Consider the following 26,343-nt stretch of genomic DNA (forward strand, 5'->3'; position numbering starts at 1 on the left):
GCGCTTGCAGAGGGAGATGATGTCCTTGAGGGCATCCTGAACTTTCTTTGCCATTATATAATCCTTTATCGGCAGGCTCTTTTGCGTGCCGGACTAGGAACCTACCTGGATGATAGGCCCTGACGCGCCAAAGATAGTAAATACTAATCTGTAGAACGAAGTCCGATAGTGATCAACAAACAAAAAACCGGCGGTACTTGTGGTACCGTCGGCTCTAAACGATTCAAAACCGATTAGTTTTCTTCCGGGTAGACAGAAACCTTCTGACGCTTTGCATCGAGGCGTTCAAACTTCACCTTGCCATCGACGAGGGAGAACAGAGTGAAATCCCTGCCCATGCCCACGTTGGTGCCCTGGTGGAAGTGAGAACCACGCTGACGAACGATGATGTTGCCAGCCTTGACGGTTTCGCCCGCATACTTCTTAACACCAAGGTACTTGGCGTTACTGTCGCGGCCGTTACGTACTGAACCTTGACCTTTCTTATGAGCCATGGATTATACCTCCTTAGCCTTACGCAGAGAGTTCTTCTTGACCTTGGCGGGCTTCGGGAGACCCTGGGCAATCTTTTCCTTGCGAGTCAGAGGCACAGACTGCACCTTCTGCTTGGCGAGGGCAGCCACGCGAGCGCGGTTGCGTTCGATAACCTTGGAGTCGACCTTTGCGGATTCTGCGCCGGAGCGAAGTTCCGTAACCAGCACCTCGGTATAGCCCTGACGATGACCGTTACGACGTTCGTAACGGGTACGGCGCTTCTTCTTGTAAACGATGACGGTGTCATACTTGCCGTGAGCAAGCACTTCGACCTTCACGGAGGCGTCGTTCAGGACAGGGGTGCCGATTTGCACTTCTTTTCCTGCGAAAAGAAGAACGGACTTGAGCTCCAGTTCGGAACCAACAGCGGCGTCAAGAGTGGGGACCTTGTAGGCCTTGCCCAGCTCGACTTTATACTGGAAACCACCTGTTTCAACAATAGAATACATTTTTGTAATCCTTTTTTGGTTGCTATTGGGGCCCAAAATATAGAAAAATTCAAGGACCTGTAAAGGGAAATGCAAAATATTTGCCTAAAAAGGGGAAATTTCCCCTCGTTTCAGCCCCGACTCAGCCTGCTCCGCAAATTGGCGAGCTTTTCTAACCACTAACCACTAACCACTAACCACTTTTTCTATCTTTTCACCCAAAATTTCATAAAGGACACTCGAATGAGCAAAATTATGAGCCTCGATGGCGACTGGCAGATGAAGTGGGACACTGAAGATGCCGGTATTTCTACTCGTTGGTACGCCACAAATCCCCAAGACACAGAAACGGTCCAGGTTCCCCATATTTGGGAAAGGGCCTTCGACAAGCTCCTGATGTCGCAGGATTGCGCCTTCTATTTTAAGCGTTTCACCGTCGAAGACGAAAAACAGGTCGCCAAGCGCATTTTCCTGCGTTTTGAGCGAATCGCCTCCCATGCAACCGTCTGGCTCAACGGAAAGCTCCTGGGCACCCACTTCGGTGCCTACACGCCCTTTATCATTGAACCGCAAAAGGCCTTAAAGCTCGGCGAAGAAAACATCCTTTGCGTCCGCGTCGCCAACATGGGCGCCGCCAATGGCCGCATCGACTTCGGCCGCGAAAGCGCCGACGGCGCCGACGACCGCTACGCCCACCCCGGTGAACTTCCGGTCGGTCTTCCGTGGAACCAGTACCCGTTCGGCGGCATTTTCGGACACGTCGACCTGATTCTCGGCACCGCAGCCTTTATCTCCGACGTCAAGCTCGAACCCGATGCCGACACCCAGCGTGTCGCCTGCGAAATCAGTTTCAACAACCCACGCAACTACCAGACCAGACTCCGCGTTCTCATGAGGAACCCCGACGGAGACGTCTACGAACATTTCGTGGACAACATCAAGCTCGACAAGGAAAACATGACGCAGCGCTTTGTGTTCGAAGTCAAGGAACAGCAGCGCCACAAGTTCCAGTGGAGCCTGGAACACCCGAACCTTTACGCCATCGAGTTCCAGCTCGAAATCAAGGCCGGTAAGGAAAAGGACGGCAAGGAAATCAAGCGCCCCGAATACGCTTTCCCCGTGGTCCGCACCTTCGGTTTCCGCAAGTTCGACTGCCTCAAGGGCGACTACTACCTGAACGACCAGATCCTGAAAATCCAGGGCATCACCTACAACCAGCAGTGGAGCGAAGGTGGCCTCTGGACCATCAACAATCCCAAGCTCGAAAAAGACCTGCTCGCCGTCAAGAAGGCTGGTTTCAACGCCATCCGCAGCTGCGGCGCCCCGCTTCCCGAAGCAGCCCTCGATATTTGCGACAAGCTCGGCTTGATTGTATTCCAAGAATTTCCGATCCATACCATGAGGTCTACCCCGAAGGGTCTTGAAATCGTGAAAAAGCTGATCAACGACATCGTCGAAGAACAGCACCACCACCCCTGTATCGGCATCTGGGTCATGGGCGCCGAAAACGGAACGCTCCTGTTGCAGAACGGTAACAAGCTCCTGAACGCCATCAGCCCCGTCGACATGACGCGTCCGGTCATCAGCAACCTGAACAGCATCTACCTCGACAACGAAGGCAACTTCCGCAAGGATACCGGCAAGCTTCTGCCGGTTTCGATCGACAAGATTTCGACATACGCCACGCTCCGCATGAACCCGCGTATGACGCCGAACGCAGCCTATAGCCACTACCTCGCCCACAGCTTCGACCGCGATGCCGAAGAACCGCTGTCCGTACCCGATACGGGTCTTGGCGACAGCCACTTCCAGGACGAAGAAGAAAACGTGGCAAACGACATCAACAACAAGATGCTCGTGACGCTGAAAAACCACACGCTGTTGCCCGCGACCGCAACCAACATCACAGGTCCGCGCAGCGCCAAGGTTCAAAAGAACATCAAGACCTACATCAAGCAGATCGAGACCTTCGTCGAAAGCGACATGTCCGTCTGGAAAGATTACAAGAGCTTTATCGCCGATGCAAACCGCATCGCCCTCAAGAGCAAGCTCGACCAGATTACCGCCCTTCAGAGCAATCCGCAAATCGCGGGTTTCTTCCTGGACCAGTGGGCCGACTACAACACCGAGTTCTGCGGGCTTTGCGACGAAAACCGCGTCAGCAAGGGTTTTGACGAATTCATCCAGGAAATCACGACCCCGAGCCGTGCCCTTATCAGCGAACTGGAACACGTAGTCGCCCCGCAGAGCGAAATCAGCTTCCAGCTCACGCTCCTGAACAACAGCCGCTACGAAGATGTCGCCGTCGAGGTACGCATCATCGACGAAAAGGGCAAGGAAATTTCTTGCGACACCGTGACCCCCGAAGAACAGGCCGGTAAGACAAGCCTTACGCAGATGGGCATCTACACCACGATGGCTCCCCGCAACGAAGGCAAGTACCAGCTCAAGGTGACGCTCAAGAACGACGGCAAGGAAATCCACTCTTCTGTCGAAGACCTGATCGTAATCGCCCAGGCCGACGTGAAGGCCGCCATGAAGAAGGTCTGCTCTCTGGACGACAGCGAAGAATCGAGCGACGCCCTCGCCGCTCTTTCGGGACCGGAACAGGTCATCTTTACCGCAAACCTCAGCTCCTGGCCCGACGAAATTCTGGACAAGCTCGTGGACGTAGTGAAGAATGGCGGAAAGACCTTGCTTCTCTCCGACCTCACCCAGGACGATATCGACTACCTGAACCAGAGCCACCAATTCGACTGCAACATCGAATCGCACTGGAGCACGGGTGCAAACGAACTCAGCCTGCACTACCTGCCCAAGGGTTCTGCGCTCGCCTCCGTCTTTGGAGAGGCGGCCGTCCTCGACCACAATGCCGCAGCCGTCATGCCGAGCATTTCCTTGAACGAACTGCCGGGTGCAACCGTATTTGCACGCTCCGTCACCCTGAAGGACGGAGACGTCAAGGTCGGTTCCGACTTGCAGCTCTACCCGTTCGGTAACGGAAAGATCATGTTCAACCAGTTCAACGTCTTCGAAGGCCTCGAAACGAACGCCCTCGCCGACAAGCTGTTTGCAACGATCGTCGGATTGCTCTAATCGAGCCGAAAACGAAACGAATATCATCAAGCGCGGGCAACCGCGCTTTTTTATATAAAATAATATTCAAATAGGCTGACCTTTTTTCAAATAATATTTGTATATTAGTAACACAGGAGAAGAACCATAAGGAGAATTGTATGGAACAAATCGTCAAGAAAGTTGAAGAACTGGGGCTTACGCTCCCCCAATGCCCGACACCGCTCGCGGCATACGTCCCTGCCACCCGCTGTGGCGATGTCATTTTCGTCTCGGGACAGCTCCCGTCTGTCAATGGGGATTTTTCGGCTTTTTGCGGTACGGTTCCTAACGAAGTTTCTGTAGAAAAGGCGGCCGAAGGGGCTGCCATCTGCCTCATGAACAACGTCGCGGCAGCTCTTACCCAGCTGCAAGATGACGAAACGCTCCGACTCGTACAGATGCAGGGCTTTGTGCAGTCTGCCGAAGGCTTCCACGAACAGCCTGCCGTTTTAAACGGAGCAAGCGAACTTGCCGTCAAGATTTTCGGCGAAAACGGAAAGCACGCCCGAACCGCAGTAGGCGTTTCGAACTTGCCGAAAAATGTCGCCATCGAAATCAGCTGCACCTTCCAGGTCATCAAGGCCGAAGCCAAGTTCACCGGCCGCTACGGCTGGATCGAAGGATAGCGACTACTTCACGACAATCGAACGTGAAGATTTTCCCACTTTAACGATATAGGTTCCCGTGCTTGCAACGGGAATCTTTTGATTTTGGCTGGAAATCCTGCCACGGGCGATCGATTTTCCCAGCAGGCTAAACACCGCATACGGAGTTCCGACGCGAGCCCCCGAAACAAGGAGGTTCATCCCTTCTGCGTTCAAGCCAAACGAAGCAACAGATTTATTCTTACGCACCGGGATAATTGGCAAACGCTCCTGATTTTCCTTGAGAATCCCTTCCATATCGGCAATAATCGGATACGGATACAACTTGCTTAAAGTCCACACCTTCGAATTCGTATTTGTCGAATCGACATAGTTCAATTCCTTTACGAAATCTTTCGACTGCATTTGAGATGTTGTGCGGGCTTTTTTTTCATACCAAATCCATTCTGGCTGAGTTTTCGTTCCATAGAAAACGTTCCAATCATAGAAGGTGTTATAGAAATTTATATTAGAAGGGCCTCTACCCGTAGTTACATATGAAAGCGGATGACCCAAATTCGTAGAGTCCGCACTGACGATTCTAAACGCTCTCCCCGCATTGTAGGAATTGTGGATATCCTCATAAGACTCGCCCAAAATTCCACCTACACTTTTTTCAAGGGAATCATACGAAACGACATCTGCAAAATTAGCCAAATCATTCAAGTATTGCGGATCACGCAAGCATTTTCCTTCTCTCATCATACACGAACCATCCAGAGCCGCGGCAACGCCCCCTATATAAGAGCAATGTTTAGCCGTCACAGCACCAAAATTCATAACCTGCGAAGCATCAGCCTTATCAAGCAGACCAACTGCACCGCCAACATGAGTCCCTCCTTCGACATCAACCGTTCCAAAATTGACAGAACGTTCTATTTTATCATAAATCGCTGCAACAAGACCACCAATCACTGAAGGTGGTGTTACTGAGACATAATCAGTACGCCAAACCTCATCATACGAGACATGGACTTTTCCAAAATTTACAACATTCTTCACTGAACCTCCCGTCCCACACACACCTCCAATGTCATGACGTCCCCCCGAGACCTGTTTTTTTATTCGAAATTCGACATTTCCTTCGTTTACTAGATTTTCTGAATTTCCGCAATGAGCAGAACATCCACCAACAGAGCCATCATCATCCGCATAATTCGCCAAAACAGTAATATTTCCTCGATTCAGAGCTTTGGAAAATTTTTTAATATCATCACTCGCATAATCTACAATAGAACTAGATATTCCGCCCACATCAAAATCTTCTAATGAGTCAGCGTTTATAAAGATATTACCCTCATTATAGATTTCAGGCAAGATATCTATTTCTGACAAAGTATCCGAAGCAAAGACAACGAAGCCAACACCAGAAGCGATTACTTCACGAATATTCTTAACATCAATGTTTATATTTCCATAATTCGAAAGTTTATACAAATGGGAATTCAGTATACAAAAATCCCTCAAGCCATTATAAGAATTCTCCCTGCATACCCCTCCAACAGTTATTGAATAAGCCGAATCCGCTTTAACCGTGATATCGGCATAATTAACAGCTTCATGAACAAGAGAACTGTCTATTCCCAACGTTTCAAAGCTACTGGTTCCTCTTATCCAAAGCCTTTCTATAAAAGGACTTTCCACAATAATGGGGGTTCTATTTTCCAAGACTCCATCTATAAAGCTTCCCGCTTCAACCCTGACATTAACGGTATCCCCAGAAACCTTGATAACGCCCTCCGTAATTACATTACCCTCCGACGAGTCTCTTATCATAACCGGGGATACGGCTGAGAAATAACGGCTCTTTACATTCATTTCAAAATTTTTGAAACTTATATCTTTGGCGCTACCATACGAACAAACTAACAAATTATCATCTTCCGTATATGCGCCATAGACAGTATAGCCGTTAAAATCAAGATTAGCGTAAGCGGTCTCAATCGCTTTCAAAGGGTGTTCCCTATTTACCGTTTTCTTGTCCTTGCCAAATACAATGTCTGCAACAAGTTTAACGCAGTGAAACGATGAATGTGGCCCCACATGAGGACCGACCCACACAAGTTCTTCGGGCGAACCAATCTGATAGCAGCCCCCCTCTAGCTTGGGTTCCAGCGTATCGCCAGTCCACTCCGCCATGGCAAGCGAAGCGTTCATCAGAATGAACATCAAGAACAATAAGATATGTCGTTTCATATCAGAACTCCTATTCCCAACAAAACTTTTATTATAAATTTAAAAAATTACAGACAAACCGTCTTCAGCCATTCGCGCATCGCGTAAACATCGACATTCGCCTGCAAGGACTTGTGGGCGATTCTTGCACCCGGCATTGTCGCCATCTTTTTCGGGTCCAGATGCATGCCCACGCGACCGAGGTCTAGGCGGTCGGCGTCGTAGCAGGTGTTGATGGTCGGATCATCGGTCTGATGTTCCTTGGTGTGGTAAAAGCAGGCGTGATACAGTTGGTCGAACTGTTCCTGCGTAATATCGAGGAGTCCCTTTTCGAAACATTCCTTGGCAAAAGCCGCGCTGCGCTCGCCATGTTCACCATCGTAGCCGTCATCTTCGCGCTTGCAATCGTGAAAGAGAGCGAACAGTCGCACAACTGTCACGTCGGCACCCGTAATGGGCGCGAGGAGCAAGCCGTTGAATTCCACCTGCCGCCAATGAGCAAGCCCATGAATCGTCGAATCCACGATTCGGTTGCTATAGACAAACTCTTGTAAAGCGGCAAAGTCGATCATAGAGGTATGAGCAATGAGGTATGAGCGCGGTCACCTACGGTGACCTTCGAGGCTTCTTGTAATAAGATATAAAAAACATTTCATGGCAAACATCTCATAGCTCAAAGCGACGACCCGCCGCGACCTCACTGCTCAGAGGTGCGGAGCACCGACCTATTTTCCGTAGTGTTCCTTCAGGTCCATCAGGCATTGGAGCGCCTGAATCGGAGTCATTTCTTCGGGTTTCAGGCGACGGATTTCTTCCTTCAGGAGCTGCGTAGATTCGTCAGGAGGAGCGAACAGGTCGACCTGCGGCTTTTCCATAAGCTTCTTGTGGGTGGCACCATCGCTCGGGTCAATCTTCTGTTTTTCGAGGCGCAAAAGAATCTTGCGGGCGCGGCGCAGCACGTTGTTCGGGAGGCCCGCCATTTCGGCCACGTGAATACCGTAGCTGGAATCGCAAGCACCTTCGAGAATCTTGTGCAAGAAGATGAGCTTATCGCCCTTTTCTTGAACGCCCACCTGGAAGTTTCCGGCGTGTTCAAGGCTTTCCACAAGGCCCGTGAGCTCGTGGTAGTGCGTTGCAAACAGCGTGATGGCGGCACGGGCGGGTTCATCGTGCAGCGTTTCTACAATCGCCCACGCAATCGAGAGGCCATCAAAGGTGCTGGTTCCGCGACCGATTTCGTCGAGGAGCACCAGGCTGTGGGACGTCGCATTGCGCAAGATGTTCGCCGTTTCGATCATTTCGACCATGAACGTCGAAAGGCCGCGGCTCAGGCGGTCGCTGGCACCCACGCGGGTAAAGATGCGGTCCACCACGCCGATGCGGGCACTTTCCGCCGGTACAAAGCAGCCGATTTGCGCCATAAGCACAATGAGTCCCGTCTGGCGCAGGTAAGTCGATTTACCGGCCATGTTCGGGCCCGTAATGAGCATCAAGCGAGTCGCTTCGGGCGAAAGGTTCACATCGTTCGGGATAAAGTCCAGGTCCGAATTGACCGCGACAATCACCGGATGGAAACCACCCTTGATTTCGATACCCGAGCCTTCGAAGACTTCGGGGCAAACGTAATTGTACTTGCGGGCGGCGCGGGCAAAGCTGTAAAGCGTATCCACGTGCGCAATCGCATTCGCGATTTCTTGCAGTTCGGCGCGCCAGCTGTTCACGCGTTCGCGGAGTTCGCAGAAAATCTTGTATTCCAGCGCGTGAATGTTGACTTCGGCGTTGCTGATGATGGATTCGCATTCCTTCATCTCGGGCGTAATGTAGCGTTCGCCGTTCACCGTCGTCTGCTTGCGGATGTATTCGTCGGGAATCGGAGCGGTCGCCTTCGCCATCTGCGCCTTGGTAATTTCGATATAGTAACCGAAAACGCGGTTGTAGCCAACCTTAAGGCTCGGAATTCCCAAGCGTTCACGTTCACGAACTTCCAAAGAGGCTATCCATTCGCGGCGTTCCTTGATGTCTTCGTTCATGGCATCGAGTTCCGCGTTAGCGCCCGCGCGAATCATGCCGCCCTCACGAACGGTCAGCGGCAAGTCGTCGTTAAATTGCGAAAGGAGCTCTTCGCCACGGCCACGGGCGGCAATGAGGGCCGCTCGCATCGGTTCAAAAATCGGCGAATTCAAACCTTCTAGTACATCAGCCACCTTGGACGCCTGCGAAAGCGAACGGCCCATGCCCGCCAAGTCGCGGGCATTCGCGCGGCCAGAACCCACACGGCCCATCAGGCGTTCCATATCGAGAATCGAAGTCAGCGATTCCTTCAGTTCGTCAAGCGCGACCGGATTATTCACCAGTTCCTCGACTGCGTCTTCACGTTCCTTGATGCGTTCCACCGAAATCAGCGGGTGGCTCACCCACTCCTTCAGATTGCGCCCGCCCATCGCGGTCACCGTAAAGTCGAGCACATAGCAAAGCGTACTGCTGATATCGTCAGCATTCAACGGACGCACCAGTTCCAGGTTACGCAGCGTACTCGGATCAAGCGTCATGTAATCGTCAAGATTCAGAATCTCGAGCGTCGTAAAATGCGAAAGTTCGGACTTCTTCTGGTCCATCAGGTACTGGAGAAGCGCTCCCGTCACCTGGGTTTCGACCACTCGCCCATCGAGACCGAGACCGTCCAAAGCCTCGACCTTAAAGTGCGTAAACAGCACATCCTTCGCGGAATCTTCGCCGAACAGGAATGCCGGAAGTTCCGTCACCAGAATGTTTTCGGAACGAATCAAGTCCATCACGCCGCTAGGAATTACGGTTCCTTCGGGCACCACGACTTCTTTCGGCATGCGGCGGCAGAATTCACATTCAAAAGCCTGCACCGAGCTCTTGCAGGCAGCCAGATAGCCGGTCGTCACGTCGGCAATCGCAAACGAGACCGAGTCCTTTTCGGGAATGAACGCGCAAAGGTAATTCGCCTCTTTCGCATTCAGGTTCGACTCGTCCATTGCGGTGCCGGCACTGATGATTTCTACAATGTCGCGCTTGACGATACCCTTTGCAAGTTTCGGGTCTTCTACCTGTTCGCAAATGGCGATGCGGTAACCCGCCGCCACCATCTTGGGCACGTAGCGGTCCGCGGCATGGTGCGGGAACCCGCACAAAGGGGTCGCACCCGAGGCGCCGTTGTTGCGGCTCGTGAGCGTGAGTCCTAAAATCTTCGAGGCAACCACAGCATCGTCTTCGAAAAGTTCGAAGAAGTCGCCCATTCTAAAAAACAAGATGCAGCCGGGATTCTGTTTCTTAATCTCGTAATACTGCTGCATTAACGGGGTTACAGCCATTAGGCATCTCCCATCGACAATTCAACCTGGTCCGGATTTTCTTCGGGCTGCACCGGTTCTTCGGGGCTAACCGATTCGGGTTTCGCATACTGCGGCACCAAGGCGCCCGCTTCCAAAAGTTCACTGAACTCGCGGAGTCTCGGCAAGTCTTCGGGAATGCGGTTGATGCCGAAATACTTCATGAATTCCTGCGTCGTCACGTAGGTATAGGGGTTTCCGACCGTATCGGCACGGGAACCGAGAGCAATGAAGCCCTTGTCGAGCAAGTTACGAATCGGGCCATCCACCGACGACACGCCACGCACCTGTTCAATCGCCGCCTTGGTAATCGGCTGCTGGTAAGCGATGACCGCCAAGGTTTCAAGCGCAGCCTGGCTGAGCCTGCGGGCATTTGCCTCGGGGAACAGCTTGCGCACCCACGGGTAGTACTTGGCGCGGGTCCTAAAGCGGTAACCGCCCGCCTGTTCCACAATTTCGAACGGGGAATTAATCTTGTTCAGCGAATCGTTCGCCGCAATCAAAGCATCGGACACCAAGCGCGCATCCAAAAAGTCGCCCAGAATTTCACGCAGTTTCTTGAGCGTCACAATATCAGGAGACGCAAACACGAGCGCCTGGATAATGCGGGCCAAATCCTCTTGGCTCTCGACTTTCGGGAGTTCCGCCGATTCTTCGGCCAAATCGTCCAAATTCTGATTTTCTTCCATACACCCGCAAAATAAAAAATTTCACAGAGGCAAGTAAAGCGCCCACCAAGGATTTCACTCTTTTAGGCGAGTCCGGGTCAAAATTCTATTCATCCTGAACACATCTAATTCCATAAGCGGCAAAATTTCTGCTTGTAGCAGTCGGGAATTCGTACAGGAATCGGCTTGCGTTATAATTAAAATTCAAATACCCCGCTTTATATTTCGAGTCCGATGCATAAGCTAGGTACGCAACTCCATTTATATAGTAATCTTGCGATAGATACCCCGAAGGAAGAATCGAAAAACCATAGAAATTCAATCCATTTTCATCTGCTTTCCAACCATTTTCAGAACGTAACATAAGCCCATTAGGACAAAATATAGCCTGCTGAGGGATTTCATCTTTTATATACGAAAAGAGCTGATTCCATTCAGTATAGTTCGGGATATGCCAACCGGAGGGACATAAACGGACACTACTATCCATAATAGTCTCGTATGCATAAAGGCGACCATACTTTGCACAGCTATCAGGTTCATTTTGAAGACAAAAACTCAATGAATCTTTTTCTTCATTTGATTCTAGATAAGCGTAATCTAAATTTTCGGCCATCCAATTTTGGTCACCGATTTTGGTCGTATTATACTTCTTTCCGTCCCTAGCATCAATCAATGTTCCATATTCATAATCAGAATGCAAATTTTTTATACAGCGAACAGGAATCTGCGTTGCATAGTCAACAAATCCCTCATACTCAGAATCGGCATCTTCTAACTCAAATATATACTGTGCATCTCTGCTGCCTAAAATATCCCTAGCCCAGAACCAACCCGAAGTTCCGTTTCCATTTAACTCGCCACTACGAAATGTTCCTGAAATATATCCAGAAGGAGTTCCCGAAAATCCAAAGACATCCCTACCCGGTTCAATATCAGGATGGTAATTCCATCCGTCTGTTGATTTTAGCGCAGATGCAATCGAGATATTTTCCCTATTGCGATCCACATAGGCTACCAGCGAATCCCATTCGCTCATATAGGGCAGATGCCATCCCTGGGGGCACACAGCACGGGCTTGATTCGCTGTATAATATTTTCCTCCGTACGAAGTACTGGATGCATTCAAAGTGTCGTAATCAAGATTTTCAGCCATCCATTCACGAGGTCCAATCTTAACGGTTTTATATTCTTTTCCGTCTCGTTCATCCTTCAAAGTTCCATACGAACCTTCATACCCCTTTATAACAATTGTATCGGCGGGATTCTTTTCAGAAACATCCTTAATACAACGGACTGAATAACTCTCATCAACGAACCACGATTGAATGCCACTCCACATATCAACATCTGACAAGCGGTATGTATCACACTGTTGAACCCAATGATCTCGTTTCGGATGGAGAGATGATGTCCAAAGCCGAGTTTCATCACCATTATCTTTGTATGCAGACTCTTTATAAAAACCTGCAGGTAATGCCGAAAAGCCAAACCGGTCTAATTGAGATTCTTCCCATTCGTATTGAGATTTCAGACCATTATGTCCCCCCGCGTTTTCGCTTAAAATTTCGTATTCACCCGACGAAGGTAAATGCCAACCGGCAGGACATGCTCCTTTTGCATTTTCATAAATATATAGGGCACCATATTTTTCGCAATTCGTTTCCAACTTATCATAGCAGTGAGATTTCACAACCGAATCGCTAAAATTCATATTTTGCGCCATCCAGGTCTGAGTTCGTTCCCCGACACCAATGACAATTGTTTTGTAGACTTTTCCATCCCTTTCATCCAAAAATTCGCCATATTTGCCAGATTTTAACAAATCCTGATTAAGGAATTCCGTTGTGACACATTTGTATTTTGAACAGTCGTAAGTCCCCGAAGAAACGATTTTTACATCAACGGTATCGTGATTTGAGGCTGCCCCGCCGGTAGCGCTACTCGACAAACCTTCCTTGTCGGCAGTCTTGGAGTCGCTGGACCCGTCGGGATTCTTGCTGCTTGACGACTTTGTAGAACTCGGCTTTGTCTGGTCGTAGGACTTGAACCACTTTTCGCCGTCGCATTCGTAGTTCTCTTCGAGTTCGGTCACATAGACCTTCTCGCCGATGACATCCATGCTGCACTCGTATGTTTCGAGTTCCGCCTTGTCAGCCACTTCGGCGGGGAGTCCCTTTGCGCTCGGCGAAGACGACCCGTCGTCCCCGCAACCGATAAACGCAGAACCGAGCATCCCCGCAAGGGCGCAGACAGTAAACTTTTTAGAGAATGGATTTTTCATAGCGAAACCCGTTGTTATCTTTTCCGCCCTAAAAATAACAAAGCACCCCCGTGCATCGCAAGCCTTCAGCGCACGGAAAAACAACTTTTTTCAAGATTTTCTATCAGAAATTTTCTATATGACTCAACCTGAGACATATAGGAGATTTTTGATAGGATGTCAACGTCGTCAACTATCCCTATGGCCGGTCAACGAACAGTTCGTCTAGGCAGACCGTAACGGGAATGGCCGAAGCGTATGAATTGTCCTTTAGCCCAAAGGTCGTTATAAGCGTCGGCATCACGGTTCGTCGTTTGGCAACCAGTTCCTTGAACATCCCGACCCTGTTCCTAACCTTCAAATCTTCCCCCTTTTGTAAGGAGTATTCGTGGTCGCAGTATTTGATTTCGCAAACATTGAACACCCTGTCGGCGCGTTCGATAATCAAATCGACCTGCACCCCGCTCCCATCTTCCTGATGCCGCCAGCAATAATATTCCGTCGCGATTTTATCTATTCCAAGAGCAACCTTGACCTGTTCAATGTGTGAATAGCAAACCCGCTCAAAGGCAAGCCCCATCCAGTTATTTACGGGAGGCGTATTCAGGTGGTGGCTCCAGAAATGGGGGTCGGTCGTCCGGCCGACGAACTGGTTTTGAAACATCACGAAAAAATCCACCAGTTGGTAGATGCCGCCGTTTTTCTTTATCTTGTCCCCCCGTGTCCGGTAATAACGCACGAAATCGCATTGAACCAGGTCGTCAAGAATTTTGCTCAAGTGCCCGTTATTCTGAACGCCCAACTCATTTGCAATCTCTTCGCGGGTCAGTCCCGATTTCTTTTTGCAAAGGGCGTTTATAATGGAAACATGCCCTTCGGGATTTCTAAAGAGAGAACTGAAAAGGCGCTTGAATTCGTTCCGCAATTTAGCATCTGGCGAAAAAAACAGCCTATCAATGCCCTGCGCACAACTTTCGCGGGCTTGCAGTAAATCCAGATAGTAAGGGATGCCGCCCAACGCCATGTAGATTTGCAAAATGGAAAGCCTGTCCCACAGGATTCCCTTGGCTTTGAGATATTTTTCCGTCTCGGACAAGGTGAACGGACGGATGTGGAATTCATGCGTAATGCGATTGTGCAAGCCCCCATGCGAGTCGATAAGGTTCCTTATCATCCATGTCGTGGCGCTGCCGCAGACAATCAGCAAGACTTCGGGATGGACGGAACACCAGTTGTTCCAAAAATGCCCCAACGCTTTTATGAAGCCAGATTTGTGCGTGTCAAAACAAGGGAGTTCATCGATAAAGATAATGCTGCGCTTTCCCTTTTTGAGTTTAAAATTCAAAAGTTCCTGAAGCCTAGAAAACGCATCAAGCCACGTGGATGGCATAGACCCCTGATAGCCGATCTCGCGCAAGGCGAGCACAAAAGCGGCCATCTGCTCGTGCAAAGAACCTTCCAGAATTCCTGTCACCTTGAAAGAAAATTCATTGCCGTATTTTTGGTCTATCAGATACGTCTTGCCGACCCTACGTCGGCCGTACAGGGCGATGAACTCCGGCTTGCCAGACCCGTAGATATCGTTCAGTTCCTTGATTTCCTTGTTTCTACCAATGATATCCATACCGTTAAAATACATTATTACCGGGCTAAAGTCAACACAAAATCCAACTTTCAGCCCACAAATAGCACATTATCGGGCTAAAGTTCACAAAAACCAACAAGTTTAGCCCACTATTGGGCGTTCCCCGGCCCGGTCCCTGAGCCTGCCGAAGGGGGGCCGGGTCGGGTGCTGCTCGCCGAGCCCGCTCGGCTCATCGAGCCTTGCCGCTCTACAGGGCCCACGGCAAGTCTCGCCACCGCACGGCGGTGCGACGCCCTCCCCTAAAGGGGACCATAGCCACTAAGCAGTAAAACTGCAAGTGGCTGGAGGCCTAACGCGATTCTAGTGTGAAATGTGAAGTGTGGGGTGTGGAATGTGAAATTGAAAATCCGCCGGCGGGTTAATCGGAGTCCTTGATGCAGCGGACGGAGTAGGCGGCACTCGTGTTAAGCCTTTCCATGCCCATTCCATCGGATCCATAATACAAATACTCAGGATGGGTAAAACTCAAACCGTCAGTTGAACCCGCGGTAGTATGGAAATAAGCAAAATGTCCGGCAGCGGTGAAATTGCCGGAGCTGGTCCTGTAACCAGCAGGAATCCCTGAAAAACCGAAGGTGTCGGTGCCGATATATTCATTACTATAATATTCCCATCCTATCTGCGACTTGAGAGCCTTGCCTGCCGTTTTTTCGCCCGCTGCAATATACAAGATATAGAATTCATCATCATCACCTGCATATCTAGGCAAGTGCCAGCCTGAAGGACAAATGCCCCGCACTTTTTTAGTAGGCACGCCATCACCACAATTCACACCATTGCCATTATCACAGAGTGCAACGTAATCTATTGCCGCCGCCCAGGTGTAAAGGCGACCCGCCACGTCGCAGTTCTCGGTTTTATTGTCGTAGCACCAACTGCGTTCCAACAGACTCGGTGTCTTGACGCTGTCAGCGTAGTTCAGGTTCTCCGCCATCCATATCTGGTCACCTATCTGCACCGTCCTGTAAACCTTGCCGTCGCGTTCATCGGTCATGGAGCCGTAAGTAATATCCGGATTAAAGTAGGCTTCCTTTGGCACATCCCAGTTCCAACTCATTAGAGAGACCCAACCATTTGCCGTGCAATAATACTTGTTAGTTTCGGTCACAACGCCATTTGTTCTCGTCCCCACTTCTGCGTTGGTGCACGTTTTGCCATAAGTATCCATGTCAATTTCCTTGGCCTTTTCCCACGAACCATTTTTACAGACAACATAGGACGAAGAATCCTTCTTTCCGATAAATCCTTCCCTACTCGCATTGCATTCTGGCAACGCCTTTACCGTATCTTTTACGCAACTCTTTACTTTGTTGTCGTTCCCGCCGCCGTTCTTGCAGGTGGACTTTGCAGCGTTGAAGGCGTATTCCTGACTGATTTCATTGGTCATGTCGCTATAGACTTTCAGCGTGTCGATGTCTTCGACCCCCTTGTAATCGATCGTCTTGACCATAAGCTGCGTGCCTTCCACGAAATAGATGTATTCCATGTCCCTGTCAAAGCCATCCTTGCGCACAAAGTGCCATGTGCTGATGTCGGTCTTGACCATGGCGTCACAGACTCCCACCTCGGTGCAGGTCTCGTTCACGGTGATTTCGGGTTCAAGGATTTCGGTCGGCCGCGAACTGCTGGACTTGGCGGAACTGCTCGACGTAGCCTCGCCCTTGTCGTCGTCCGAAGAACCTTCCTTGTCGGCAGCCTTGGAGTCGCTGGAGTCGTCGGACTTCTTGCTGCTCGATGACTCTGTCGAACTCGGCTTTGTCTGGTCGTAGGACTTGAACCACTTTTCGCCGTCGCATTCGTAGTTCTCTTCGAGTTCGGTCACATAGACCTTCTCGCCGATGACATCCATGCTGCACTCGTATGTTTCGAGTTCCGCCTTGTCAGCCACTTCGGCGGGGAGTCCCTTTGCGCTCGGCGAAGACGACCCGTCGTCCCCGCAACCGATAAACGCAGAACCGAGCATCCCCGCAAGGGCGCAGACAGTAAACTTTTTAGAGAATGGATTTTTCATAGCGAAACCCGTTGTTATCTTTTCCGCCCTAAAAATAATAAAGCACCCCCATGCATTGCAAGCCTTCAATGCGCAGAAAAACGAACTTTTTATGCCGCGTCGGGCCGAAAAATTTCTATATGTCTCACGCCGCGACATATGGAGAATTTTCTTGGAGCATGTACGGATTTCTTTAAATACAACGCGCGAATCCGCATAAATAAAAGTATATTTAGAAAATAAATCTTATCGAGGCATTTTAAGAGCCAAGGAAAAACTATGAGCGCTTTTTTCAGTATTTTGGCTATTCTGTCTGCGGCATTGCTCGCTGCCTGCGGTGGCGACGGCTCAACATCCCCTCAGCCAAGCGAAACCGAGACCATCGAGCGTGATTCGAGTTCTTCGCAAAAACATGTTGGTTCATCTTCCAGTAATTTTGAGAATTCTGAAGCGGAAACGGGAAAACGGATTTCCAGTTCGTCCTACAGAAACGGAACGGCGCAGGAATCATCGAGTTCACGGCTTGTCGATCCCGACGGGCTACTGAATCCGAACATCTCGTACGGAGTGCTAGTGGATTCCCGTGACAATCAAACCTATAGAACCGTGAAGATTGGTCGCCTAACCTGGATGGCCCAGAACCTGAATTACGTATCTGAGCGCAGCATTCCGAGTGATTATGGAATAGGGCGACTTTACCAGTGGCCAGAGGCTCTTGGCCTGGACTCGACCCACATATCGGAAAGCTTTGAGTTTGACGCGCTAAAACTGATTGCGCACGAAAACCATCGGGGAATTTGTCCCGAAGGATGGCACATCCCGACCGTTATCGAATATGTGCTTCTCGTAAAAGCCGTAGAAGCCGAAGTCGGCAAGGAACATGTCGGATCGGCGCTCAAGTCAAGTGCCGTGGGTGCATGGCCCGAAGAACCCGACGAAGACAAGCCGACAAACGTCTCGGGCTTTTCGGCGGCATACGCAGGGTGGGCAAACGAGAATGACAGGTACGTGAAATATGGAGAAGACACGTGGCTGGGCGGCCCGACGACAGAAACGATATTTTGGGCAACCGTTCCCAATGGCGGTTCTGGCGGATATGGTTTTCATCTTGACAAGACCGGAATGGTCTCTGATCAGATGAGCTCGTATTATAGAAGCGGAAAGGCTTCAGTCCGTTGCGTACAGGACCGCGACTTTGACGAAGGAAAAAGTGCGGGGCCGCAGCAAGGGAGCGTGTATGACAGTCTGGAGAACACGTTGACGGACCTGCGCGACAATCGTGTTTACAGGACGACGGTAATCGGTTCGCAGGTATGGATGGCGGAGAACCTGAAGTATGTGACAACGGGCGGTTATGCAGATGACATGGAGCAGAGCCGTTGCTTTAATGACGATCCACAGTACTGCGAGGACTTTGGAAGGCTTTACCGATGGACGGCAGCCATGGACATTCCCTCCTCTTACGCGGAAAAGGTTTTCGATGATACGCTGATGCACCAGGGACTTTGCCCGCAAGGGTGGCACGTTCCTAGCAATACCGATTTCGACACGCTGATTGTGAACGCGGGGGGATTTAAGACGGCTGCGCTGAATCTCAAGTCGGCGGACTATTGGTTTGAAGGTGGGAAGCCAAGGCCGGGCACCTTGAAATATTCATTTGACGCCCTTCCCATCATGACGTATTATGAACGGCAACCATACGCAAGCAAGATAGGGCCTTTGAGCGCCTTTTGGTCTTCCTGGAACGACAACTTGAATGGAGGCAGCCTGGGCTTTGTCTATGACAAAGACGGCATTGCGGATTTTCGCAGTACCGAAAAATACTGGTTTATTCCGCTCCGTTGCCTGAGGGACGAACGGGTTCCCGAGTAGGGGCGAACCGCAACCGTGCCGAAACGCCATGTGCGAAACGCATGGTTAGGCGACAATAAAACCCCGCGCAATGCGCGGGGCTGTCTTCATATATAAGGAGTATTGGTTCCGATTACTTCTTCTGGAGCGGGGTATCCTTCAGGATTTCTTCGACCAGGTTCTTCATGTTTTCTTCCCAGTCGCCCTTGCCCATGGCAAATCCGAGGTGGACGCGGGCCTTGAGGGTACCGCTTGCGACGACAGTCTTGCTGTCGGCATTGGCAATGGAGTATTCACCGGTGAACTGGAGGTAGCTCTTGGTTTCGGCGCTCATGGTGAGCGGGTTCATCTTGGTTTCGGAGAGGCGGGAAACTTCGAGGTTGCTCATGGAGATGATGAGGCCGGAAACACCTTCGTCGAACTTCGGAGAAGGAACGAGGTAGTCCTTCTTGCCGAACTTGGCCGGGGTCATGGTGTAGTCGGTCACTTCCTTGGCGGTGAAGTTGGCGGCGATGTCAGCCTGGCTCTTCAGTTCGCTGCCCATCTGCTGAGTGAACCAACCGGAGAAGTTGCTGGAGTAGTCCGGGAGGTCGTCGGCGACGTCGTCCTGGTTCTTCACGACAGGTTCGGTGTAGAAGACGGTTACTGCAGTTGCTGGTTCAGTCCAAGTCGGGTCGATATTCTTGAGACCGGCCTTGCCACCGCAACCGATGAGGGTAAGGGATGCTGCGCAGAGGAGAAACGCGGCGAGTTTTTTCATGATGTTGTCCTCCTAAAGGAGAGGTTCTAGAAAACGACATTGTTTTCTTGGCGAAACAAGATAGGAAAAATTTGTTCGAAAAAGAGATTTTTTTCCTGAAAAAAAATTTTTTTTCGACCCATTCAGCCGTAGAATTTTCTATATGTCACACGTTGCGACATATGGAGAAAAAAACGTGTTTAAAAGCTTCACCCAGTCCAAAGTTCCTGCTTTCGCTGACTTACCAAAATCGATATCTGTTCTGGGATGTAGTTTGATTGACAACAATCCCCTTTTTACATATATTTATAGTGAACAAATGTGTAATTAAGGTGGTTTATGCCGAACGAAAACGAGATTTTGCCGCTACAGTCCGATTTTGAGCAAATCAAAAGGACCGACGCCGACGGGCGCATTTTCTGGAGCGCGAGGGAACTATCTTCCGCTATGGGCTATAGCACCTACCAGAAATTCTGCCGTATTTTGGATAAATCAATGGCGTCGGCACAGGCGAAAGGCCTGAATTTGGCAGACCATTTTAACCGAGTGGTTGAAATGGTCAAGCTCGGATCAGGGGCATTCCGCGAGGTTGAAAATGTCCATCTTTCACGCGAAGCATGTCTTTTAGTCGCTGAAAATGCCGACCGCAAAAAGCCTCAAGTGCAAATAGCCCTTACATATTTTTCTCAAGGCGAAAAAGCCCTTCCAACCGTCGCAAGCGCCGATTTTTCAAGCATTCTGCTGTACAAGACGGCCCAAGGGGAATCTCGCATCGAGGTTATTTTCAACAGCGACACGTTCTGGATGCCTCAAAAGCGTATGGCGGAATTGTACGGGGTGGAAGTCAACACGATAAACTACCATCTCAAGGAAATTTATGCTAGCGGAGAGCTCACGGAATCGGCAACTATTCGAAAAATTGGAATAGTTCAAAACGAAGGTGAACGAGAGGTAACCCGCCCGCAAATGCTGTATAATCTCGACGCCATTATCGCCGTCGGCTACCGAGTGAACAGTTACCAGGCGACCCAGTTCCGCATCTGGGCGACTACGGTACTGAAAGAAATGATTGTAAAGGGGTTCGTGCTGGACGACGAGCGCCTCAAGCAGGGGACGCACTTTGGCAAGGACTACTTCGACGACTTGCTAGAACGGATTCGGGAAATCCGCGCGTCAGAACGCAGGTACTACCAGAAAATCACCGACATCTATGCGGAATGCAGCACCGACTACGACCCCAAAGCCGAAACGACGCAGCAGTTCTTCAAGATTGTCCAAAACATGATGCACTGGGCGGTCACGCACCAGACCGCAGCCGAAATCATCTACTCCAGGGCCGATGCAGAAAGTCCGCACATGGGTTTAACTACGTGGAAAAAGGCGCCCGACGGTCGCGTGCAAAGGTCCGATACGGTTATCGCGAAGAACTATCTTTCCGACAAGGAAGTCTCTGCGCTGAACCGAATTTCGACCGCATTCCTAGACCTAGCCGAAAGCCAGGCAGAACGCCACATCATCATGAGCATGAACGATTGGCGACAGCAACTTGAGGAATTCCTCGGGCTCTACAAGTACGACATTCTCCAGAACGCCGGAACCGTATCCGCAGAAGACGCAAAGCAAAAAGCCTTTGCGGAATATGACAAGTTCAAACTTGTTCAGGACCGCGAATTTCTTTCTGATTTCGACAAAGTGGTCAAGAAACTTGAAATAGAAAAATCTCGATAACCAATGTTAGGGGGCAGGATTTAGGGGATAGGGGGTAGGGATTACTCAGAGTCCTTCACACAACGGACGGAGTAGCCCATGTCTTTACTACTGTCATTCAATGTCGCATTATCGTGACGATAGTAGAATAATGACATTTGATATGCCCAGTTATCATTTCTGACTGTAGAGCTCCAAAAGTGCGCATACTCGGATTCCTCACCATAATATCCATTATAGAAATAAGTGGAGATATCCCTTTTGCCCGCAGGAAGCGCTGAAAAAGAATAGGAATCATCCCCATTCCCGTTAAAAGTCCAATCCGTAGTAGACTTGAGCATTCTTCCAGCCTTATTGTCAGAGGTATATTCCGTAATGGAGTCATCCACGGCTACAATCAAGTTTTCCCATTCTGACTTGCTGGGTAAATGCCATCCCTTTGGACAGGCTCCACGAACAAAGTCTGCACCAAGATCACATTTGTGTCCGTATCCGCATTCTTCCAAGGTCTTTCCGACCGCAGCACTCCACAGGTACAAGCGGCCATATTTATCACAATTTTCGAATTTATCTCTATAACAAAAACTGTTCTCTGTCCTATAATTTAAATTCTCCGCCATCCACACTTCCGAATAATTCGTTCCGACAGGGGCAATCGTGGTTGTCTTGTAGTTTCGACCATCGCGTAGGTCGGTCAATATGTTAGCAGACGCGTCGTAGATACTGCCATCGCTGCTGGAAGATGCTGTTTCGGCCATATCGGAACTTGATGAAGATTTTGGCTCCCCACTCGATGAAGAACTTTTTGCACTCTTCGGAGTGACAGAAGAACTTGATTTTTCATTGCCGCTAGATTGAGCATCATTGGATGCCTCGCGACTGTCGCTGGACCCGTCGGTCACTTCGGCTGGCTCAGTGACCTTGGCACTGCTGCTCAGGGCACTTGTTTCGCCGTCATCACCACCCGCCGATGAAGAGTCATCGCAAGCGGAAAGGGCGAACCCGAGCACCCCCGCAAGGGCACAGACCGTAAACATTTTCGCGAATGTATTTTTCATAGCAAAACCTTTTGGAATTTATTCAGAATCCTTGACGCAACGGACGGAGTACCCTTCTCTCTTGTTGTTCGCTCCGTAGCCCACGCCGAGGCCTTCGAGAGCCCAGTTGACGCCTTGGCACATCGCTTCGCCGCTACCGAAATTAGTGGCCGTCCACAAAGAGGCGTTGAAGCCCTCATCGTAGAAATAGCCATTGTGGTATCTGAAACCGGCGGAGAGCTCAGAGAACCCGTACTTGTCGGTTCCGTTGCCACCACTGTACCATCCGCTGGTGGATTTCAACAACAGGCCGCCAGTGTTGGAACCACCGATGTAGGTGTGCAGGGTGCTGAACTCCTGTTCCGTCGGTACATGCCAGCCCTCTGGGCAAATGCCACGGTGTGGACTGTTTGGGTTACATCTCGAACCAAGGGAGCCTTCCGTGAGATTGGAATAGCCGCACGTGGTTCTTGCATTTTCGATGAACTGGGCTGCACTATCCATCACGGCACTCCAAGTGTAAAGTCGACCGTACTTGTCGCAGTTGGAAACCTTGTTCTCGTAGCACCAGCTGGTGGAATCAGAGGTATTTTCTTTTGATCTGAACTTCACACCAGTGTAAGCATAATTCAAGTTCTGGGCCATCCATATCTGATCTCCGATTTTAACCGTCTTATAGACTTGTCCATCGCGTTCATCGGTAAACTCGCCATAATTAATGTCCGGATTCAAGTAATCCCAGGCGGTTTTGCTAGACCCCTCGACATCGCTCGGGGTGACACTCGAAGAACTAGAGTTGCTGGACTTGGTCGATGTTCCTGCCGAAGAAGGATTGCCCTTGCTGTCGCTGGAGTCGTCGGTCACTTCGGCGGGATCGTTGGACTTGCTATCGCTCGACTTGTCACTCGATGAAGAGAAATCGCAGTCCATCTTCTCAATGAGAGTCCCGATGACCCAGCCATTGTTACCATCGCACACAGCCATGTCATGGTATTCCGTCAGGTAGGTGGCGACACACTTCTGACTCTTGCCGCAGTCGTAGTCCGACAGTTCCATGAAAGTCTCGATGGTGTCAGGAATTCCACCACGAGTGCTGCCGCTACCGCCCTCACCACCCGCCGACGACGACAAATCGTCACAAGCGGAAAGGGCGAAGAATGCCGCGAGCACCGCCACCCACAAGAAACCAAGACCCTTGACACACTTCATACCATTATCTCCTGTAAAAATTTTCACCACCCACAAACCAAGCAATGTGAAATATGGAATGTGGAATGATTGTTTATCGGCGGGTTAGTCAGAGTCCTTAACGCAACGGACAGAAAAGCCCATGTACATGTAATTGCCTGCTTCGTCCCAGCCCACAACGTTATTGGGGTACAAGCGCACGCCATACACAGTATCATCGAACATGACAGAACTCCAGAAGCACGCCGTCTTGCCAACACTCACGAAGGAGCCTCTGCCATAAAGACCTGCCGGCAACGCGGAAAAACCGAAGTCATCATCACCGTTACCGTCGCTAAGCCACCCGCTCCGGGACTTAAACTTATTCCCTACCGCCGTGGAACCATCGCTCACCGCCGTGAACAGAGTATCCCATTCGCTTTTTTGCGGCAAGTGCCAGCCGCTAGGACAAATTCCTTTGACAATACCATTCAGGGCAGAACACATACTGCCATAACCACAATCTTGCGGATTGACCGCATCGGTCGCGAGTTTCACCGAGTCGATGGCCGCCGCCCAAGTATATAGACGGCCGTACTTGGCACAGTTGGCAGGGTCGTTGTCGTAGCACCAGCTAGTAGAATCGGAGATGTAAACATTATTGTAATAGGAAAAGTTATAGGGAACATCGATGTAGGCATAATTCAGGTTCTGTGCCATCCAAACCTGATCTCCGATTTTAACCGTCTTATAGACTTGTCCATCACGTTCATCGGTAAACTCTCCATAATCGATGTCCGGATTCAAGTAATCCCAGGCGGTTTTCATTTCTTCGCTAGACGAAGACACCTCCTTGCCCGCAGAGCTGCTTGACTTTACGTCATTTCCAGATGTATTCGAATTGCTGGACTTGGTCGATGTTCCTGCCGAAGAAGGATTGCCCTTGCTGTCGCTGGAGTCGTCGGTCACTTCGGCGGGATCGTTGGACTTGCTATCGCTGGACTTGGCGTCGCTATCCTTATCAGTGACCTTGCCGCTGCTGGAGATTGCTTCGTCCTTATCGTTGGAACGAGAATCACTGGATTCTTCGCGGCTATCGCCGCTCAGAATGACGTTATTGTCATCGTCACCCGCCGACGAAGAATCGTCACAGGCGGAAAGGGCAAAGATTGCCGCCAACAAGAAGATGATTAGAGATTGCTTCCCCTGAAACAAGTTCAGGGTCGCAATGACACGCTGGAAAGACTTCTTCATAAGAACATCCCCGTCTATAGTTTATCTTGTTAAATATAGGTAATGCCCCTGCCAAAGTCCATACCCCCCCCATTGTAAATTTTAAGAAACAAGATAAAGGTTCAGAATAACGCAGAAAAACAACTTTTTCAAGGTTTTCTATCAGAAATTTTCTATATGACTCAAGTTGAGACATATAGAGTTATAACTTGCCAAATGTAGGCATTTTATGGTAGATTTGGCGAATTATACAAGACGTCCAAAGTAATTGATTTTGGAATCTGCCTGGCGCAGGAATTGGGTTTTAGACCGAGCGATGTCACGAAGGTAAGCATCGGTGACTTGCGGGTCTTAGAGGATTCCTTGAACAGCTTGACTTTTTCAAGGAGTTCCGTCAAGTAATGCTGCGTGACTTCGTAGGGGCTGGTCGAAAACTTCATTTCACAGATGTTGATGACGTTGTCGATGCGGTCGATCAGAAGGTCGAATTGTGCGCCGTCTTTCCCCGTATATATCCAGCTACAAGGGGCACTTTCTATTCCAGAGATTCCGAGTGCGTTCAGGATTTGCGGATAATGCTGAAGGCACAGCATTTCGAATGCGTAGCCGCACCAACTGTTGTATTCAGGCTTACCCTGGATTTGCAGCCATTGGTTGCGGCGACCCTTCGCCCGTTTCGCGAGGAACTTGAAATAGAAAAGCGTGTAGAAATCGACGAGTTGAATCAGTTCGTCTTTGGTCTTCTTGCCAAAGGGACTATAACGCCTAATGAATCCGCAATTTTCAAGATCGTCCAAGGCCTTGGACACGCCCCCGCTACTTTCGACTGAAAGTTCCTTGATTAACGTGTTCCTGGTTATCCCCTTTTTCTTTTGAGCAAGAACTTCTACGATGGCAATGTATTTTTCGGAATTGCGGAACAACGCGTGATACAAGTTGTGAAATTCGTTGCGGAGTTCGCCATCTTCGCCGAACAAAAGTCTGTCCACATTCTGTGCAAGGCTTTCGCCTTTGTCCAGGAGTTTCAAGTAATACGGAATCCCCCCAAAAACCATGTAGAACTGTGCGATTTCAAAACGGTCCATGGTGAAATTTTTTGCCTTCAAAAATTCTTCGCATTCGCCAAGGGTGAACGGAGAAAGTTTTATCTGGTGCGTTACGCGGTTATGCAGACCACCCTTGTTGTTGATGAGCTTGTTCATCATCCACGACGTGGCAGAACCACAGACAATCAACTTTATGGTCGGGTCATCGGAGGCCCACGAATTCCAGAAATGTTCCAGGGCGCTTACAAAGTCAGACCGTGCGGTATCAAACCACGGCAATTCATCGATGAAAATGATTTTCTTGGTTTTATGCAATTTCGATAGTTCGTCGCGCAAGAGATTGAACGCGTCAAACCAATTTTTGACGGTTGCCTTCTTTGAAAAATATTGCGAAAAGGCATCCGTAAAATTCTGCAATTGCTTTTTGAGATCGGAATTGGCCAACCCCGTCATGTAAAAAGAAAAGTTTTTTTGGAAAAGGCTCTTCACGAGATAAGTCTTGCCGACTCGCCTACGACCATAGACAGCGACAAATTCAGCTTCGTCACTATCGATGAACCTGTTCAACAGGGATATTTCGCGTTTTCTGCCAACAATCAGTTTTTCGGACATAGGACCTCCCTATACTTTACCAAATATATATAAAAACACATGGATTTGGCAAGTTATACGGCATAATTCACCAAAAGTATCTTTTTTATGATAGATTTGGCAAGATAACGCAGTTTTTAAGGCAGTATTGC

Annotated in this window: 18 protein-coding genes; 4 read left to right on the top strand and 14 right to left on the bottom strand. The window is 49.8% G+C overall.

What is annotated here, in order from left to right; translation table 11 throughout:
• Positions 1-233: 233 nt before the first annotated feature.
• Both rpmA and rplU read right to left on the bottom strand, forming a co-directional pair.
• Complete coding sequence (rpmA, locus tag Q0W37_RS09885) at positions 234-494, bottom strand: 50S ribosomal protein L27 (RefSeq protein ID WP_297701156.1); 261 nt, start codon at positions 492-494, stop codon at positions 234-236.
• Between the two features lie 3 nt (positions 495-497).
• Entirely contained in the window at positions 498-983 is a 486-nt protein-coding gene (gene rplU / locus Q0W37_RS09890) for a 50S ribosomal protein L21 (RefSeq protein ID WP_072978219.1), read from the bottom strand.
• A 222-nt stretch (positions 984-1,205) separates the two neighbouring features.
• On the opposite strand from rplU, the gene Q0W37_RS09895 reads away from it, so the two are divergent.
• Entirely contained in the window at positions 1,206-4,058 is a 2,853-nt protein-coding gene (locus Q0W37_RS09895; RefSeq protein ID WP_297701158.1) for a glycoside hydrolase family 2 protein, read from the top strand.
• A 140-nt stretch (positions 4,059-4,198) separates the two neighbouring features.
• Positions 4,199-4,705, top strand: a complete 507-nt coding sequence (locus Q0W37_RS09900; protein ID WP_297701160.1) for a RidA family protein — start codon at positions 4,199-4,201, stop codon at positions 4,703-4,705.
• Positions 4,706-4,708: 3 nt separating this feature from the next.
• On the opposite strand, the gene Q0W37_RS09905 is transcribed toward Q0W37_RS09900, so the two are convergent.
• The 7 genes from Q0W37_RS09905 to Q0W37_RS09935 all read right to left on the bottom strand — a co-directional run bounded on the left by Q0W37_RS09905 (position 4,709) and on the right by Q0W37_RS09935 (position 16,841).
• Complete coding sequence (locus tag Q0W37_RS09905) at positions 4,709-6,919, bottom strand: hypothetical protein (protein ID WP_297701162.1); 2,211 nt, start codon at positions 6,917-6,919, stop codon at positions 4,709-4,711.
• Between the two features lie 47 nt (positions 6,920-6,966).
• Entirely contained in the window at positions 6,967-7,470 is a 504-nt protein-coding gene (locus Q0W37_RS09910; protein WP_297701164.1) for a hypothetical protein, read from the bottom strand.
• A 153-nt stretch (positions 7,471-7,623) separates the two neighbouring features.
• Entirely contained in the window at positions 7,624-10,236 is a 2,613-nt protein-coding gene (mutS, locus tag Q0W37_RS09915; protein ID WP_297701165.1) for a DNA mismatch repair protein MutS, read from the bottom strand.
• The gene (gene scpB / locus Q0W37_RS09920) at positions 10,236-10,943 is read right to left on the bottom strand and encodes an SMC-Scp complex subunit ScpB (RefSeq protein WP_072797100.1); all 708 of its coding nucleotides are present in this window, start codon (positions 10,941-10,943) and stop codon (positions 10,236-10,238) included. Before scpB ends, mutS begins: the two co-directional genes overlap by 1 nt.
• A gap of 85 nt (positions 10,944-11,028) precedes the next feature.
• Entirely contained in the window at positions 11,029-13,206 is a 2,178-nt protein-coding gene (locus tag Q0W37_RS09925; RefSeq protein ID WP_297701167.1) for an FISUMP domain-containing protein, read from the bottom strand.
• A gap of 178 nt (positions 13,207-13,384) precedes the next feature.
• Entirely contained in the window at positions 13,385-14,809 is a 1,425-nt protein-coding gene (locus tag Q0W37_RS09930; RefSeq protein WP_297701169.1) for an ATP-binding protein, read from the bottom strand.
• 379 nt (positions 14,810-15,188) lie between these two features.
• Positions 15,189-16,841 (bottom strand): fibrobacter succinogenes major paralogous domain-containing protein, encoded by a 1,653-nt coding sequence (locus Q0W37_RS09935; protein ID WP_297701171.1) that lies wholly within the window; start codon positions 16,839-16,841, stop codon positions 15,189-15,191.
• A 258-nt stretch (positions 16,842-17,099) separates the two neighbouring features.
• On the opposite strand from Q0W37_RS09935, the gene Q0W37_RS09940 reads away from it, so the two are divergent.
• Positions 17,100-18,692 (top strand): FISUMP domain-containing protein, encoded by a 1,593-nt coding sequence (locus tag Q0W37_RS09940; RefSeq protein ID WP_297701173.1) that lies wholly within the window; start codon positions 17,100-17,102, stop codon positions 18,690-18,692.
• Between the two features lie 112 nt (positions 18,693-18,804).
• Here Q0W37_RS09940 and Q0W37_RS09945 read toward each other — a convergent pair whose 3' ends face one another.
• A complete protein-coding gene (locus Q0W37_RS09945) occupies positions 18,805-19,431 on the bottom strand; it encodes a hypothetical protein (protein ID WP_297701175.1) in 627 nt (208 codons plus the stop codon).
• A gap of 318 nt (positions 19,432-19,749) precedes the next feature.
• Here Q0W37_RS09945 and rhuM point away from each other — a divergent pair, with 318 nt between their 5' ends.
• Complete coding sequence (rhuM, locus tag Q0W37_RS09950; protein WP_297701177.1) at positions 19,750-21,138, top strand: RhuM family protein; 1,389 nt, start codon at positions 19,750-19,752, stop codon at positions 21,136-21,138.
• A 41-nt stretch (positions 21,139-21,179) separates the two neighbouring features.
• On the opposite strand, the gene Q0W37_RS09955 is transcribed toward rhuM, so the two are convergent.
• From Q0W37_RS09955 to Q0W37_RS09970, 4 genes are all read right to left on the bottom strand, one after another.
• A complete protein-coding gene (locus Q0W37_RS09955; protein WP_297701179.1) occupies positions 21,180-22,175 on the bottom strand; it encodes a fibrobacter succinogenes major paralogous domain-containing protein in 996 nt (331 codons plus the stop codon).
• Positions 22,176-22,193: 18 nt separating this feature from the next.
• The gene (locus tag Q0W37_RS09960; RefSeq protein ID WP_297701181.1) at positions 22,194-23,363 is read right to left on the bottom strand and encodes a fibrobacter succinogenes major paralogous domain-containing protein; all 1,170 of its coding nucleotides are present in this window, start codon (positions 23,361-23,363) and stop codon (positions 22,194-22,196) included.
• Between the two features lie 84 nt (positions 23,364-23,447).
• Positions 23,448-24,575 carry a fibrobacter succinogenes major paralogous domain-containing protein gene (locus Q0W37_RS09965; RefSeq protein WP_297701183.1) on the bottom strand — a complete coding sequence of 376 codons (1,128 nt, stop codon included), beginning with the start codon at positions 24,573-24,575 and terminating at the stop codon, positions 23,448-23,450.
• A 206-nt stretch (positions 24,576-24,781) separates the two neighbouring features.
• Positions 24,782-26,212, bottom strand: a complete 1,431-nt coding sequence (locus Q0W37_RS09970; protein WP_297701185.1) for an ATP-binding protein — start codon at positions 26,210-26,212, stop codon at positions 24,782-24,784.
• Positions 26,213-26,343 lie beyond the last annotated feature (131 nt).

It is taken from the genome of uncultured Fibrobacter sp. (assembly GCF_947166265.1).
In the GTDB taxonomy this organism is placed as follows: Bacteria; Fibrobacterota; Fibrobacteria; order Fibrobacterales; family Fibrobacteraceae; genus Fibrobacter.

Excerpts from the sequence above, each read along its gene's own strand:
- rpmA (WP_297701156.1), bottom strand. The coding sequence starts at position 494 with ATGGCTCATAAGAAAGGTCAAGGTTCAGTACGTAACGGCCGCGACAGT.
- rplU (WP_072978219.1), bottom strand. The coding sequence starts at position 983 with ATGTATTCTATTGTTGAAACAGGTGGTTTCCAGTATAAAGTCGAGCTG.
- Q0W37_RS09895 (WP_297701158.1), top strand. The coding sequence starts at position 1,206 with ATGAGCAAAATTATGAGCCTCGATGGCGACTGGCAGATGAAGTGGGAC.
- Q0W37_RS09900 (WP_297701160.1), top strand. The coding sequence starts at position 4,199 with ATGGAACAAATCGTCAAGAAAGTTGAAGAACTGGGGCTTACGCTCCCC.
- Q0W37_RS09905 (WP_297701162.1), bottom strand. The coding sequence starts at position 6,919 with ATGAAACGACATATCTTATTGTTCTTGATGTTCATTCTGATGAACGCT.
- Q0W37_RS09910 (WP_297701164.1), bottom strand. The coding sequence starts at position 7,470 with ATGATCGACTTTGCCGCTTTACAAGAGTTTGTCTATAGCAACCGAATC.
- mutS (WP_297701165.1), bottom strand. The coding sequence starts at position 10,236 with ATGGCTGTAACCCCGTTAATGCAGCAGTATTACGAGATTAAGAAACAG.
- scpB (WP_072797100.1), bottom strand. The coding sequence starts at position 10,943 with ATGGAAGAAAATCAGAATTTGGACGATTTGGCCGAAGAATCGGCGGAA.
- Q0W37_RS09925 (WP_297701167.1), bottom strand. The coding sequence starts at position 13,206 with ATGAAAAATCCATTCTCTAAAAAGTTTACTGTCTGCGCCCTTGCGGGG.
- Q0W37_RS09930 (WP_297701169.1), bottom strand. The coding sequence starts at position 14,809 with ATGGATATCATTGGTAGAAACAAGGAAATCAAGGAACTGAACGATATC.
- Q0W37_RS09935 (WP_297701171.1), bottom strand. The coding sequence starts at position 16,841 with ATGAAAAATCCATTCTCTAAAAAGTTTACTGTCTGCGCCCTTGCGGGG.
- Q0W37_RS09940 (WP_297701173.1), top strand. The coding sequence starts at position 17,100 with ATGAGCGCTTTTTTCAGTATTTTGGCTATTCTGTCTGCGGCATTGCTC.
- Q0W37_RS09945 (WP_297701175.1), bottom strand. The coding sequence starts at position 19,431 with ATGAAAAAACTCGCCGCGTTTCTCCTCTGCGCAGCATCCCTTACCCTC.
- rhuM (WP_297701177.1), top strand. The coding sequence starts at position 19,750 with ATGCCGAACGAAAACGAGATTTTGCCGCTACAGTCCGATTTTGAGCAA.
- Q0W37_RS09955 (WP_297701179.1), bottom strand. The coding sequence starts at position 22,175 with ATGAAAAATACATTCGCGAAAATGTTTACGGTCTGTGCCCTTGCGGGG.
- Q0W37_RS09960 (WP_297701181.1), bottom strand. The coding sequence starts at position 23,363 with ATGAAGTGTGTCAAGGGTCTTGGTTTCTTGTGGGTGGCGGTGCTCGCG.
- Q0W37_RS09965 (WP_297701183.1), bottom strand. The coding sequence starts at position 24,575 with ATGAAGAAGTCTTTCCAGCGTGTCATTGCGACCCTGAACTTGTTTCAG.
- Q0W37_RS09970 (WP_297701185.1), bottom strand. The coding sequence starts at position 26,212 with ATGTCCGAAAAACTGATTGTTGGCAGAAAACGCGAAATATCCCTGTTG.